Below are 14,146 nucleotides of genomic sequence, written 5' to 3'. Positions count from 1 at the left end.
TTCTTGATCGGGCAATTTTCCTGATTAGGTCTATACTTCGTCAACCATTTTAAGGTGGAAGATAAAATGACCAATTTGAAAGCAGTTATACCGGTAGCGGGTCTGGGCATGCACATGTTGCCCGCCACAAAAGCCATTCCAAAAGAGATGCTGCCGATCGTTGACAAGCCGATGATTCAATACATCGTCGACGAGATTGTTGCTGCTGGGATTAAAGAAATCGTTCTGGTGACGCACTCTTCTAAGAACGCCGTCGAGAACCACTTCGACACCTCTTATGAACTCGAAGCGCTGCTTGAGCAGCGTGTTAAGCGTCAGCTTCTGGCAGAAGTTCAGTCTATTTGTCCTCCTGGCGTGACCATCATGAACGTGCGCCAGGCGCAGCCGCTGGGTCTGGGCCACTCGATTCTGTGCGCGCGGCCGGTGGTGGGTGATAACCCGTTCATCGTGGTTCTACCCGATATCATCATTGATACCGCCTCTGCCGATCCGCTGCGTTACAACCTGGCGGCAATGGTCGCACGCTTCAACGAGACGGGTCGCAGCCAGGTGCTGGCGAAACGTATGAAGGGCGATCTCTCTGAGTACTCTGTTATTCAGACTAAAGAGCCGCTGGAGACGGAAGGGCAGGTGAGCCGGATCGTTGAGTTTATCGAAAAACCCGATCAGCCGCAGACCCTGGACTCTGACCTGATGGCCGTCGGCCGTTATGTGCTGAATGCGGATATCTGGGCCGAACTGGAAAAAACTAAGCCGGGTGCCTGGGAGCGTATCCAGCTGACCGATGCGATTGCTGAGCTGGGGAAAAAGCAGTCGGTTGATGCTATGCTGATGACCGGCGACAGCTATGACTGCGGTAAGAAAATGGGGTATATGCAGGCTTTTGTGAACTACGGTCTGCGTAACCTGAAGGAAGGGGCGAAGTTCAGGAAGTGCATTGAAAACCTTTTACATGAATAAATAACATTGGTTTAAATTTCATCAAGTGGACAGGTCAATTTTGAAATGTTCACTTTTAAAATTTAAGGCTTATTACCTAGTATAATATGGGCATATTGGCCATTTATTAGTATCTACATCTAATGTATTGCATGAGTTTTATAATGTAAGTCGCACTCTGGTAGCTATCAAGCCAGGGGCGGTAGCGTGTGATATTCAGTGAGGAATGAATGAATACGGTTAGTTTGGTCATCACAAGTTGTGGAAGATTGGATCTTTTGGATCACACCATAAAATCCTTATGTGATAAATACAAGTTTGATCAAAAAATCATAATTGAAGATTCGGGTAAAAATAACGTAATCAAAGAAATCGAAAAAAAATATGGAGACGAATTCATTATAATCATTAATGAAAAAAATCTAGGACAAATCAAAAGTATCGACAAAGCCTATAAAACTGTAACTAGCGATTATATTTTCCATTGCGAAGACGATTGGTTTTTCTACAGAAATGGATTTGTTGAAGATTCTTTAGAAATACTAATGGAGTATCCAGATATATCAATGGTTTCGCTTCGTGACTGGGAAAAAGATGTATCTGTAAATTGTTTTCTTGAGCTGATGGAAAAATGCTCAACTAAGAATCAAATTATTTTCCATAAAATTAAGGGGCGGGATAAAGAAGTATGGGGCGGTTATTCTTTCAATCCCGGGCTTAGACGTACGAGTGACTATAAAGAAAAAGTTATAGCCTTCTCCAATATAGGCCATGAGAGAGAAATAAGTGAGCATTTTCTTCGATTAGGAATGAACATGGCGTTACTAGATGAAAGCGCTGTCGAACATATAGGATGGGATGCCCATATATTAAGTAAAAACAATCCGCATGAAAAATATTATTACTTAAAAAAACTACTACCAAAGAAAGCATTAAAAATAATTAGAAAAATTTTCAAATTAGTTAGAGATTAATTATGAAATATCAGTTCTTTTGGTCTTTTACGCCTAAAATATATGAGCTTTTATTAAATCTAACAATTGGAATAGCTATTATAAATTATTTGGGTCCCACTGAACAAGGGAAAATAGGGTTTTTAATAAATTTATGCATGTTGTTAAGTTTTTTAACTACTTTAGGTATAGGTCCAGTTTTTTCAAATTTTGTAAGCAGATCAAACAATTACAATCTAATTTCAGGAAAGTTCAAGGATAGTATTTCGCTTCGCTTTTGTGGCTATATTGTATTTTTAGTTATATCTTTTTTGCTTATTTATATAATAAAGCCCAATCTTTTAATTCTTGCTATTCCTTTTTTGCTAGGGAAATTTTTCTTTAGCCTCGATATTTATTATAATTTTGTTGAAGGTCAGGGGAGATTTAAAGATTATGCAATTTCAAAATTCTTTTCTTTGACATTAATAAATGGCTTCAGATTGTATTGTGTCGTTCAAAAACTTGATGTCTTTTGGGTAGCTGTTTCATACTTTTTAACTGACTTCCTTACCTTTTTCATGTATTTTATCTTTTTTGATAAGTTAAAGCTTTTAGGATTCCGTTTTAATTATAAAAAATCGTTAGTTTTATTAAAGATAAATTATAAGCTTGCTCTTTCAACGATAGTCATTAGTTTATTTACACAGTTAGATATTATCATAATTGGTGCAGTACTTGGCGATAAAGAAGCTGGGGAATTTTATGCATCAACAAGATTAGCTACTCCATTAGTATTTATATCAGCAATAGTAGTTAGTACTTTTTTTGCAAATTTATCAAAAAAATGGATACAAAATAAAGCTGATTATTATGAATTACTTTCCTTTATAGCTGGAGGTATCACTTTTATTTATATCTTAATAGTACTTGTAACAGTATTCTTTGGAAAAGAAATCTTTTACATGTTTTTTTCCGAAGAATATACTTCAGCTTATAATCTTTTTTTAATACATATTGCAAGCTTAATATTTGTTTTTCTTGGGCCAATTTCTGGGAAACACCTGATAATTCAACGCAATTATGCAGCAGAATTAAATAAAACTTTCATTGCATCAATAATAAATGTTATGTTGACATTGATCGCCGTAGTTGTGTATAAAAATATTTATTTGGTAGCACTGAGCACTGCTAGCGGTTACATGATTGCGAATTTCGGTTATTTTGTTTACAAAAAAGATTGGCCATTTATTGCTTCATTATTCCGTGGAGTCAATCCAGTATTTTTGGTGAGATATGCAAATAAAATCCTTTAATAACACAAATAGTATTTACGCGATAATAGCATCTTTTGCATTTTTTGCGTATGTGATGAATCCAAGCCTAAAATTTATATATAAATCGGCATTAATAAACTTAGTCCCATTTTTTATATGTTGTTTATTGCTTCTTCTTCTGGGATTTAAAAGAAGAATAAAAGTAAATTTCAATAAAGTTTTAGCAATTATATACATATGCTTTTTTTTTAGTATTCAATATATTTATTTTTTAAATTCAGCATTTTCTCTTGAAACATTGATTCGCGTAATTTCTGTTAACTTAGCATTTATATTTGGAATTGTACTAGGTGGAAGTTTTGTAAAAAAATATTGTGTTATATTTATGACCATATGGGCCATACTTCTTTCTTGCGCTAATCTCATGGGACTAATTAATTATTCCGATGGTATTGAGTATAATCATTTGAATTTTACTTTGCCTTTGGCAACTGTAGTAACATGGTATTTATTTAAAAGTTTTAATGTCAATAGTGAGCGTAACTTATCAAGACTTCTTTTAATTCTCTTTATTTTTTATAATATTTTATTTGCGGGGAGTAGAACCGCTATATTTCTACCTCTATTACTATGCGCTATACTTATGGTTATTTTCAGGAAACATATTTCTGCGAAAAAAGTAATATTACTACTATCAATATTTGGTTTGATTGTCTTATTATCCTTGCCGTTTATAATTAATAACCTAAGTGGTTATTTCATAAATAAAATGCAAAGTATGGAGCAATTTAGTAATGATAGTAGATACGAACTATACTCCCAGTGTATTAAGATTATTTTAGACAATCCATTTGGTATAGGCTATGGTAATTACACGAACTATATAACTGAACCTTATCCACATAATATTTTACTTGAAATTGCATTAAATTCTGGCTTGATTGGTTGTTTTTTATTTATGTTTTACATTGTTTATATACTATCTAAGGCTATAAACAAATGTAAGAGAAATTACTGTGAATTTAGTTTGTTCGCAATTGTTTTGTTTTGCTATTCATTTATGAGTTGGATGATTTCGAATGATTTTGCGAGTAGTAGTGTAGTATTTTTTCTTTTAGGTGTGGTCAGTTATAATGCTTTAACTACTGAAAAAAATGAGATTAAAGAAAATGTTTACTGTTGTAATAACCACTAAAGATAGAAAATCATACTTATTAAGAGCTGTTCAAAGTATCGTTAATTCTAGTATCTTACCATATGATATTGTAATTGTTAATGATGGTGGTATAGAGATTGCTGAACAAGACCTGCCACCTACTTCTATAAAATATATTATAATAAATAACAAAGCTTCTAAAGGTGCCAACTATTCCAGAAATCTTGGTATCGATACGGCCGAAACAAATTTAATTTTTTTATTAGATGATGATGATGCCTTTTATCCTCATACCTTTAAAAAAAGGCTCGATTTGATAAACAAAAATCCAGATGTCGGCATAGTTTTTACAGGTGTTGATATTGTTAGCAGTAAGAACCTGACAAAAATTTCTAGGAAAGTTAAGTGCAAATCAGATGTTGTTACACAATCAGACCTCCTAAAATCAGGTAATCTGATCGGTTCGACGTCTCGTGCACTAATTCGAAAAGAGATATTTGAAAGCGCGGGGCGGTTTGATGTTAATCTTAAATGTCTGCAAGATTACGACCTTTGGATTCGAATGTCTTCCTTGTCAAAAGTCTTGAATGATCATGATTATGGTGTTCTGTACACTGTTCATGAAGACGGAAAACAAATTAGTTCCAATTATTGTAGATATCTTGAAGCAGGTAATTACCTCTTAAATAAGTATAATCAATACATTGATGGAAAACTTAAACGCGCATTCAAAGCTAATATCTATCTTCGAGTGGCCATTTCAGCTTCATCTAGTTCTGAAAAAGATAAGATCAAATATGGTTTTTTATCACTTATCAACAATTTCAGTTTAAAAGCCTCAGTGTTGTGTTTGATTCCTGGTAAAATAATCAAAAAATTTTATAAATACGCGTAACGAGAAAAACTATGCATGCTTTTCTTATTCAAACCCATAAATTTACTGTCCAGTTTGCCACATTATGTAAACTTTTAAATGAGCATGGTAATGTCTATATTCATGTAGATGCTAAATATGAAGATATTTATCAAGCTATAAAAAATTTCGTTCAGGATGAAAAACTAACCAAGATCACAGTTCTTGAAGACAGGCAAAAAATTTTTTGGGGACATTATTCTCAACTAAAAGCCATTTACGCACTACTCAAAGAGTCGTTCAAAATTTGTGAGAATAAATATTTCACTCATATAAGTGGCGAATGCTTTCCATTGAAAAATTTATCTCTTTTTATTGCTGAAGTTAATAATAAAAACAAAAATCTAATAAGCTATTCCAATCAAGAAAAAATGAGATTTAGAGTCGAGAACTTAAACTTATTTGTTAATTCCTCAATCTTTTCTAAGAAAGTTTTAATACGTAAGTTATCTCTCTTTTTAGGTTTTTTATTAGCCTTTTTTGGTATAAAAAATACTACTTTTCATGGTCAGAAAATTTATAAAGGCTCTCCTTGGTTTACATTAAAGAGAGAAACCGTTTCTTGGTTACTCAACAGTAATATCGACAAAAAAATAAGTAAAATGGATAAAAGCGTATGTGCTGATGAGGTTTTTTTTCATACGCTTATTGCTAATTCAATTTGGAAGAAAGAAATAGTTTCCGACAATTTGTTTTATATAAAATGGACTGGCTCTAAAAATCCACTATATTTGAAACATGATGAGGACTTCCCTTTGGATAGGTTTTGGGGGAGAAAGTTTTCGATGAATGAAGAAGAGCTTATAATTTTTCTCAATAAGCATCATGAAATAAATGGTAAGGACTTTGTGAATGACTGATTTTTCTGTCTTAATGTCTATCTATAGTCGCGAGAAAGTAGAATATTTAAGAAGTTGTCTAGATAGCCTCGCAAAACAAACTTCTCCTGCAAATGAAATAATTATCGTGATCGATGGACCGATTTCAGATAAGTTAAATAATGAAATTGCAATGTGGAGTGAAAAATTACCTATTAAGACAGTAAATATCAAAGAAAATGTTGGTCTCGGTTCTGCATTGAATATTGGTTTGCAATATTGTTCTAATGACCTAGTGGCTCGCATGGACACCGATGATATATGCGAACAAAACCGTTTTTCATTGCAATTAAGTAAATTTAATGAAAATGTTAATCTGCAATTATTAGGCGGTGCCATAGAAGAATACGACGAATCCATGACTATTGTTAAAGGCATAAGGAAAACTCCGGAAAATTATGCAGATATATTAGCTTTTGCTAAGAAAAGGAATCCCTTTAATCATATGACGGTTATGTTTAAAAAATCAATAATACAAGAAGTAGGTGGTTACCAACATCATTTGTTTATGGAAGACTACAATCTTTGGTTAAGAGTATTGGCGAGTGGAAGAATAGTCCAGAACTTATCGGATGTTTTAGTTAAGGTACGCGGTGGGGACGGAATGATTAAAAGGCGTAAGGGAACTGCCTATATAAAAAGTGAAATTCAACTTTTTCATTTAAAAAATAAACTGAAAATTGTTCGATGGTATAATGGTTTAATTACCTTGGCGTTAAGGGTCTTTGTTCGTCTTTTACCATTAAGTATTCTTAGGGATATTTATTCATATATGCGTGCCACCAAATAATGGGAAATATTATTTTTACAAAGAGACTCAAGAAGTTCTTGATTGACACTACGAAATTAATTAATTTATATGCTATGAGTTTCATTTTAATGCAGTAGTTACAGCGAATCACCTGACAGGAGCACTAAATGTCCAAACAACAGATCGGCGTTATCGGTATGGCGGTGATGGGGCGCAATCTAGCGCTTAACATCGAAAGTCGTGGTTATACCGTCTCCATTTTCAACCGCTCTCGTGATAAGACCGAAGAAGTCATCGCTGAGAATCCAGGCAAGAAACTGGTTCCTTTCTATACGGTTAAAGAGTTCGTTGAGTCTCTCGAAACACCTCGTCGTATCCTGTTAATGGTGAAAGCGGGCGCAGGTACCGATGCAGCTATCGATTCACTGAAACCGTATCTGGATAAAGGCGACATCATTATTGATGGTGGCAACACCTTCTTCCAGGACACCATTCGTCGTAACCGTGAACTGTCTGCTGAAGGTTTCAACTTCATTGGTACCGGCGTATCCGGTGGTGAAGAGGGCGCTCTGAAAGGTCCATCAATCATGCCTGGCGGTCAGAAAGAAGCGTACGAATTGGTTGCGCCAATCCTGACTAAAATCGCAGCCGTAGCTGAAGACGGCGAGCCGTGCGTGACCTATATCGGTCCTGATGGCGCTGGTCATTACGTGAAAATGGTTCACAACGGCATTGAATACGGCGATATGCAGCTGATTGCTGAAGCCTACTCTCTGCTGAAGGGCGGTCTGAATCTCTCCAACGAGGAGCTCGCAAAGACCTTCACCGAGTGGAACAAAGGCGAGCTGAACAGCTACCTGATCGACATCACCAAAGATATCTTCACCAAGAAAGATGAAGAGGGTAAATACCTGGTTGATGTGATTCTGGATGAAGCGGCGAACAAAGGTACCGGTAAATGGACCAGCCAGAGCTCTCTGGATCTGGGTGAGCCATTATCTCTGATCACCGAATCCGTATTTGCACGTTATATCTCTTCTCTGAAAGAGCAGCGCGTTGCGGCATCCAAAGTGTTGTCCGGCCCGCAGGCTAAACCAGCTGGTGACAAAGCTGAATTCGTTGAAAAAGTCCGTCGTGCACTGTACCTGGGTAAAATCGTCTCTTACGCGCAGGGCTTCTCTCAGCTGCGTGCAGCTTCAGACGAGAACAACTGGGATCAGAACTACGGTGAGATTGCGAAGATCTTCCGTGCCGGCTGTATCATTCGCGCCCAGTTCCTGCAAAAAATCACCGATGCCTATGCTGAAAATGCGGGTATCGCCAACCTTCTGCTGGCGCCTTACTTCAAGCAGATTGCAGACGAATATCAGCAGGCGCTGCGTGATGTTGTTGCGTACGCGGTGCAGAATGGTATCCCGGTTCCAACCTTCTCCGCTGCGGTGGCGTACTACGACAGCTATCGTGCTGCCGTTCTGCCAGCGAACCTGATTCAGGCACAGCGTGACTACTTCGGTGCGCATACTTATAAGCGTACGGATAAAGAAGGTGTGTTCCACACCGAATGGCTGGATTAATATACGGTTAGCCATGCCATCAAGCCCGGTAGCGATACCGGGCTTTTTTATCTTACCCGATCCACCTACTGTTTAATGGAATAGATTGCGTGAAAATTCTAGTTACTGGCGGTGCCGGTTTTATCGGTTCCGCGGTTATCCGACATATTATTAGCAATACTCGGGATAGCGTTGTTAACGTTGATAAATTGACCTATGCCGGTAATCTGGAATCCTTGCGTGAAGTAAGCGATAGCGAGCGCTATGTTTTTGAGCATGCCGATATATGTGATAAAGAGGCAATGGCGCGTATTTTTGCTACCCATCAGCCTGATGCGGTAATGCACCTGGCTGCCGAGAGCCATGTCGACCGTTCTATTACCGGTCCCGCTGCGTTTATTGAAACCAATATTGTTGGCACGTATAACCTGTTAGAAACGAGCCGTGCTTACTGGTCTTCACTGGATGAGACAGCAAAATCTACTTTCCGTTTCCATCACATTTCAACTGATGAGGTTTACGGCGATCTGCCTCATCCCGATGAACATTCTGATTCCACCCCGTTACCGCTGTTTACCGAGAACACAGCGTACCAGCCAAGCAGCCCTTACTCAGCGTCAAAAGCGTCCAGCGACCATTTAGTTCGAGCCTGGATACGCACCTATGGTTTACCTGGGATTGTGACAAATTGTTCGAATAATTATGGCCCATACCACTTTCCTGAAAAGCTGATCCCTCTTGTTATCCTTAATGCGCTGGATAATAAACCATTGCCGATTTACGGTAAGGGCGATCAAATCCGTGACTGGTTATACGTTGAAGATCATGCTCGTGCACTGTATACGGTTCTGACCACGGGTAAGCCGGGCGAAACCTATAATATTGGCGGCCATAACGAGAAGAAAAATATTGAAGTCGTTCAGACCATTTGTGATCTGCTCGATGACATGGTACCGAAAGAAACATCCTATCGCGCACAAATTACTTATGTAGCGGATCGTCCTGGACACGACAAACGTTATGCAATTGATGCTCATAAAATTAGCGACGAGCTCGGATGGACTCCTGTGGAAACCTTTGAAAGCGGCATCCGTAAAACGGTTGAATGGTATTTAAATAACCAGGAGTGGGTATTGAATGTGAAAAGTGGCGCCTATAAGAGCTGGATTGAGCAGAATTATGGGGAGCGTAAGTAAATGACGAAACGTAAAGGGATTATATTAGCTGGCGGATCGGGTACACGTCTTTATCCCGTGACAATGGCCGTAAGTAAGCAATTGTTGCCAATTTACGATAAGCCAATGATCTATTATCCGCTCTCTACGCTTATGCTGGCAGGTATACGGGATATTCTGATTATCAGCACGCCTCAGGACACTCCGCGTTTTGAACAACTGCTCGGAAACGGTAGTCAGTGGGGATTGCATATCCAGTATAAAGTGCAACCAAGTCCTGATGGACTGGCACAAGCTTTTATTCTGGGTGAAGAGTTTATCGGTGAGGATAATTGTGCGCTGGTATTAGGCGATAATATTTTTTACGGACACGATCTCCCCAGACTGCTTGAAGGCGCAGCAAGCCAGCAAGAGGGTGCGACCGTATTCGCCTATCATGTCAGCGACCCGGAACGCTATGGCGTCGTTGAGTTTGATAAAGACGGTGCTGCAATTGGTCTTGAGGAGAAGCCTCAGCAACCCAAGAGTAATTACGCAATAACCGGTCTTTATTTTTACGACAACGATGTGGTTGAGATGGCCAAAAGTTTAACGCCGTCCGAGCGAGGTGAACTCGAAATTACCGACATCAACCGCATCTATATGCAGCAGGGACGATTGTCTGTCGCGATGATGAGGCGCGGTTACGCCTGGCTGGATACCGGAACGCATCAGAGTATGATCGAGGCAAGCAATTTTATCGCCACAATTGAAGAGCGACAGGGGCTAAAAGTTTCATGTCCTGAAGAGATTGCGTTCCGACGAGGTTTTATTGATGCCGAACAACTTCGGGTACTCGCTGAACCATTGAAAAAGACAGGGTATGGTCAGTATCTGCTGAATCTGATCAAGGGATTAGTCTGATTTGACGAAGTAAGCAGTTTTCCTCTGCTTGCTCTCGACTGCCCTTCAACGTCTTATTGTCGCTGTAAAACAGGTACTTTGCTTAGTGTTACGACAGGACTTTTTGTTGAGCAAAAACATTTTTCAAAAAACCTGAAACCTTGACAGCGAATGAAGGTTAGCGATAAAAAACGCTTAGTTAATCATTGTGGTGACTGTGTTATGGTCATCAAAAACTCAAACGTGTAGAAGTCAAACAAATGAAAATAACCATCTCCGGAACAGGCTATGTTGGTCTCTCAAACGGTATTCTGATTGCACAAAACCATGAAGTGGTTGCGCTGGATATCATGCAGGCAAAAGTGGACATGCTTAACCAGAAGAAGTCCCCGATCGTCGATAAAGAAATTGAAGAATACCTCGCGACCAAACCGCTGAACTTCCGCGCTACCACGGACAAAGAAGATGCTTACCGCGATGCGGATTTCGTCATCATCGCCACGCCAACCGACTACGATCCTAAAACCAACTACTTCAATACCTCTACCGTTGAAGCGGTGATTAAAGATGTTACGGCAATCAACCCGAACGCAGTGATGATCATCAAGTCGACAATTCCAGTGGGTTTCACCAAATCGATTAAAGAAGAGTTGGGTATTGATAATGTCTTCTTCTCGCCGGAATTTCTCCGCGAGGGCAGGGCGTTATACGATAACCTGCACCCATCCCGTATCGTGATTGGCGAGCGTTCCGAGCGTGCAGAACGTTTTGCTGCGTTGCTTCAGGAAGGCGCGATCAAAAAAGATATTCCGGTCCTGTTCACCGATTCAACCGAGGCAGAGGCCATTAAGCTCTTCGCCAATACCTATCTGGCGATGCGTGTGGCTTACTTCAACGAACTTGACAGCTATGCCGAGAGCTTAGGTCTGAACACCCGTCAGATCATCGAAGGCGTGTGTCTCGACCCACGTATCGGTAACCACTACAACAACCCGTCATTTGGCTACGGCGGCTACTGTCTGCCAAAAGACACCAAGCAACTGCTGGCTAACTATCAGGCGGTGCCGAACAACCTGATTTCCGCCATTGTGGATGCCAACCGCACGCGTAAAGACTTCATCTCAGATTCTATTCTCGCGCGTCAGCCGAAAGTGGTGGGCGTGTATCGCCTGATCATGAAGAGTGGTTCCGATAACTTCCGCGCTTCTTCCATTCAGGGGATCATGAAGCGTATTAAGGCGAAGGGCGTACAGGTCATTATTTATGAACCGGCCATGCAAGAAGACGAGTTCTTCCATTCGCGTGTGATCCGCGATCTGGATGCGTTTAAGAAAGAAGCGGACGTGATTATCTCCAACCGTATGGCGGAAGAGCTGGCGGACGTGAAAGATAAAGTCTATACCCGCGATTTGTTCGGCAGCGACTGATCAAAATCGTGATATAAAAAAACCCGGCACTGTGCCGGGTTTTTTGTTTTTAAACGTTATAGAAGTTGCGGTACCAGTCGACGAAGTTTTTCACGCCTTCTTTGACTGAGGTTTGTGGTTTAAACCCAATAACGTCATACAGCGCTTTGGTGTCCGCACTGGTCTCCAGCACGTCCCCCGGCTGGATCGGCATCATATTTTTCACCGCTTCTTTGCCCAGCGCCTCTTCAAGCGCAGTGATGTAATCCATCAGTTCGACAGGTGAACTGTTACCGATGTTATACACGCGATACGGGGCAGAGCTGGTTGCTGGCGAACCGGTTTCGACCGTCCAGTCGGCATCGGCCTGAGGAATGACGTCCTGTAGGCGAATAATCGCCTCCGCAATATCATCGATATAGGTGAAGTCGCGCTTCATCTTGCCGTAGTTGTATACGTCGATGCTGTTGCCGTCAATCATGGCTTTGGTGAATTTGAACAGCGCCATGTCCGGGCGTCCCCACGGGCCATAGACGGTAAAGAAGCGCAGGCCAGTGGTCGGCAGGTTATACAGATGCGAATAGGTATGCGACATCAGCTCATTGGCTTTTTTGGTTGCGGCATACAGGGATACCGGATGGTCTACGGAGTCGTCAGTAGAAAACGGCATCTTACGGTTGAGGCCGTAAACAGAGCTGGATGATGCATACAGAAGATGCTGAACCTTGTTGTGGCGACAGCCTTCCAGCACGTTCAGGTGACCTACCAGGTTCGCATCTGCATAGGCATGCGGGTTTTCCAGAGAGTAACGCACACCCGCCTGGGCGGCAAGATGGATCACGCGGTCAAATTTCTCCTCAGCGAAGAGCGCGGCCATGCCCTCACGGTCCGCTAAGTCCAGCTTGTGGAAGGTGAAACTCTCGGATTTGAGCAGATCGAGGCGAGCGAGCTTGAGGTTTGGGTCATAGTAATCATTCAGATTATCAATCCCAACAACTTCATGCCCTGCATCAAGCAGGCGCTTGCTGACATGAGAACCGATAAAGCCCGCCGCGCCCGTAACCAGAAATTTCATAGCTTCCCTCATTCACAGTGTTCTTGTTGATGTCCCAGGACATCAGAATCCGTCTATGATAGCGCGTCGCACTTCACTTACATAACCCATCTTTCCGATATAACTCATCGGATTCTTATAGAAAAATCGCCAGCAACAGATACACTAAGGAAACAAGATTATTTTTGCCCTTTTTCATCTGTTAGGGATAGTATGACGCAAAACAACAACAACCTGGTCACACGCAACAATGACCCGGAGCAAATTGATTTACTGGATTTAGTGCTACAGCTGTGGCGTGGAAAGTGGGTGATTGGGGCATTCGTTGCTGCTTTCATTGTTCTCGCCGTTGTTTACATCACTGTAGCTAAAGAAAAATGGACATCCTCTGCCATCATAGCCCAGCCTGATGCGGCACAAATCGCCACCTATTCCAATGCGTTGAATATCCTCTATGGTGGCGCAGCGCCTTCCATGCTGGATATTCAGAATCGTGCTATTGGTCGTTTTAATTCCTCTTTCTCGGCATTAGCACAGGCGCTGGAGAATCAGGAAGATCCGGAAAAACTGACTATTGAGCCTACCGTAAAAGGGCAAAGTTTACCTTTAACCGTAAGCTATCAGGGCGAATCCGCTGATGCAGCTCAAAAGCAATTAGCTCAGTATATTCAGCAGGTTGATGAGCAGACGGCTAAAGAACTGACGCTTGACCTCAGAGATAACCTCAAGCAGCAGATCACAACCCTGAACGACTCCCTTCAGAACCAGGAGAAAGTAGCACAGGAGCAGAAAGATCTGCGTATCAAACAGATCTCTGAAGCTTACAAGAATGCGGAAGCAGCTAAGATTAGTACTCCACAGCTCCAGCAAACGCAGGATGTCACTCAGGAAACCATGTTCCTGCTGGGTACCGTAGCGCTCAAGTCAATGATTGATAACGAAGCGTCACGTCCGCTGGTCTTTTCAGGCGCTTACTACCAGACCAAACAAAACTTACTGGATATTCAGAACCTCAACGTTAACCCAGACACTATTCACGTCTATCGTTACGTCATGAAACCTAATCTGCCTATCCGTCGTGACAGCCCTAAAAAGGCCATTACCCTCATCCTTGCCGTTCTCCTCGGCGGGATCATCGGTTCTGCTGTCGTCCTTGGCCGTAACGCGCTAAGAAACTACAAGCCACGAGCCTGATTTACACACAAAAAAAGACCGGGTTTCCCCGGTCTT

Annotated in this window: 13 protein-coding genes; 12 read left to right on the top strand and 1 reads right to left on the bottom strand. The window is 41.0% G+C overall.

Going from position 1 to position 14,146, the window contains the following annotated elements:
* Window positions 1–66: 66 nt before the first annotated feature.
* The 11 genes from galF to ugd all read left to right on the top strand — a co-directional run bounded on the left by galF (window position 67) and on the right by ugd (window position 11,883).
* On the top strand, window positions 67–960 hold the full coding sequence (galF, locus tag BFV65_RS13470; RefSeq protein ID WP_069596758.1) for a GalU regulator GalF: 894 nt from the start codon (window positions 67–69) through the stop codon (window positions 958–960).
* Between the two features lie 209 nt (window positions 961–1,169).
* Window positions 1,170–1,913 carry a glycosyltransferase gene (locus BFV65_RS13465; protein WP_069596757.1) on the top strand — a complete coding sequence of 248 codons (744 nt, stop codon included), beginning with the start codon at window positions 1,170–1,172 and terminating at the stop codon, window positions 1,911–1,913.
* Between the two features lie 2 nt (window positions 1,914–1,915).
* Complete coding sequence (locus BFV65_RS13460) at window positions 1,916–3,187, top strand: oligosaccharide flippase family protein (protein WP_069596756.1); 1,272 nt, start codon at window positions 1,916–1,918, stop codon at window positions 3,185–3,187.
* Window positions 3,168–4,343, top strand: coding sequence for an O-antigen ligase family protein (locus BFV65_RS22515; RefSeq protein ID WP_081330553.1), 1,176 nt, complete (start codon window positions 3,168–3,170; stop codon window positions 4,341–4,343). Before BFV65_RS13460 ends, BFV65_RS22515 begins: the two co-directional genes overlap by 20 nt.
* Window positions 4,318–5,199 (top strand): glycosyltransferase family 2 protein, encoded by an 882-nt coding sequence (locus BFV65_RS13455; RefSeq protein ID WP_069597108.1) that lies wholly within the window; start codon window positions 4,318–4,320, stop codon window positions 5,197–5,199. Before BFV65_RS22515 ends, BFV65_RS13455 begins: the two co-directional genes overlap by 26 nt.
* Window positions 5,200–5,210: 11 nt before the next feature.
* A complete protein-coding gene (locus tag BFV65_RS13450) occupies window positions 5,211–6,077 on the top strand; it encodes a beta-1,6-N-acetylglucosaminyltransferase (RefSeq protein WP_069596755.1) in 867 nt (288 codons plus the stop codon).
* Window positions 6,070–6,885 carry a glycosyltransferase gene (locus BFV65_RS13445; RefSeq protein WP_069596754.1) on the top strand — a complete coding sequence of 272 codons (816 nt, stop codon included), beginning with the start codon at window positions 6,070–6,072 and terminating at the stop codon, window positions 6,883–6,885. Before BFV65_RS13450 ends, BFV65_RS13445 begins: the two co-directional genes overlap by 8 nt.
* A gap of 128 nt (window positions 6,886–7,013) precedes the next feature.
* Window positions 7,014–8,420, top strand: coding sequence for an NADP-dependent phosphogluconate dehydrogenase (gene gndA / locus BFV65_RS13440; protein ID WP_069596753.1), 1,407 nt, complete (start codon window positions 7,014–7,016; stop codon window positions 8,418–8,420).
* 89 nt (window positions 8,421–8,509) lie between these two features.
* Complete coding sequence (gene rfbB / locus BFV65_RS13435) at window positions 8,510–9,595, top strand: dTDP-glucose 4,6-dehydratase (protein ID WP_069596752.1); 1,086 nt, start codon at window positions 8,510–8,512, stop codon at window positions 9,593–9,595.
* Window positions 9,596–10,477 (top strand): glucose-1-phosphate thymidylyltransferase RfbA, encoded by an 882-nt coding sequence (gene rfbA, locus BFV65_RS13430; protein ID WP_069596751.1) that lies wholly within the window; start codon window positions 9,596–9,598, stop codon window positions 10,475–10,477.
* Between the two features lie 239 nt (window positions 10,478–10,716).
* Complete coding sequence (gene ugd / locus BFV65_RS13425; protein WP_069596750.1) at window positions 10,717–11,883, top strand: UDP-glucose 6-dehydrogenase; 1,167 nt, start codon at window positions 10,717–10,719, stop codon at window positions 11,881–11,883.
* A 49-nt stretch (window positions 11,884–11,932) separates the two neighbouring features.
* Here the strand turns inward: ugd and BFV65_RS13420 are convergent, their stop codons facing one another.
* Complete coding sequence (locus tag BFV65_RS13420; protein WP_069596749.1) at window positions 11,933–12,937, bottom strand: NAD-dependent epimerase; 1,005 nt, start codon at window positions 12,935–12,937, stop codon at window positions 11,933–11,935.
* 192 nt (window positions 12,938–13,129) lie between these two features.
* Here BFV65_RS13420 and wzzB point away from each other — a divergent pair, with 192 nt between their 5' ends.
* Window positions 13,130–14,110 (top strand): LPS O-antigen chain length determinant protein WzzB, encoded by a 981-nt coding sequence (wzzB, locus tag BFV65_RS13415; RefSeq protein WP_063147739.1) that lies wholly within the window; start codon window positions 13,130–13,132, stop codon window positions 14,108–14,110.
* Window positions 14,111–14,146 lie beyond the last annotated feature (36 nt).

This window comes from Enterobacter hormaechei subsp. hoffmannii (assembly GCF_001729745.1).
Lineage (GTDB): Bacteria > Pseudomonadota > Gammaproteobacteria > Enterobacterales > Enterobacteriaceae > Enterobacter > Enterobacter intestinihominis.
The sequence above is the reverse complement of the archived record's forward strand: the minus strand, read 5'-3'. Positions and strand labels throughout refer to the sequence as shown.

Bases quoted from the DNA above. Each gene is read 5' to 3' on its own strand.
- BFV65_RS13450 (WP_069596755.1), top strand. From the start codon at position 5,211: ATGCATGCTTTTCTTATTCAAACCCATAAATTTACTGTCCAGTTTGCC.
- rfbA (WP_069596751.1), top strand. From the start codon at position 9,596: ATGACGAAACGTAAAGGGATTATATTAGCTGGCGGATCGGGTACACGT.
- gndA (WP_069596753.1), top strand. From the start codon at position 7,014: ATGTCCAAACAACAGATCGGCGTTATCGGTATGGCGGTGATGGGGCGC.
- ugd (WP_069596750.1), top strand. From the start codon at position 10,717: ATGAAAATAACCATCTCCGGAACAGGCTATGTTGGTCTCTCAAACGGT.
- wzzB (WP_063147739.1), top strand. From the start codon at position 13,130: ATGACGCAAAACAACAACAACCTGGTCACACGCAACAATGACCCGGAG.
- BFV65_RS13445 (WP_069596754.1), top strand. From the start codon at position 6,070: ATGACTGATTTTTCTGTCTTAATGTCTATCTATAGTCGCGAGAAAGTA.
- BFV65_RS13455 (WP_069597108.1), top strand. From the start codon at position 4,318: ATGTTTACTGTTGTAATAACCACTAAAGATAGAAAATCATACTTATTA.
- BFV65_RS13420 (WP_069596749.1), bottom strand. From the start codon at position 12,937: ATGAAATTTCTGGTTACGGGCGCGGCGGGCTTTATCGGTTCTCATGTC.
- BFV65_RS13460 (WP_069596756.1), top strand. From the start codon at position 1,916: ATGAAATATCAGTTCTTTTGGTCTTTTACGCCTAAAATATATGAGCTT.
- BFV65_RS22515 (WP_081330553.1), top strand. From the start codon at position 3,168: ATGCAAATAAAATCCTTTAATAACACAAATAGTATTTACGCGATAATA.
- galF (WP_069596758.1), top strand. From the start codon at position 67: ATGACCAATTTGAAAGCAGTTATACCGGTAGCGGGTCTGGGCATGCAC.
- BFV65_RS13465 (WP_069596757.1), top strand. From the start codon at position 1,170: ATGAATACGGTTAGTTTGGTCATCACAAGTTGTGGAAGATTGGATCTT.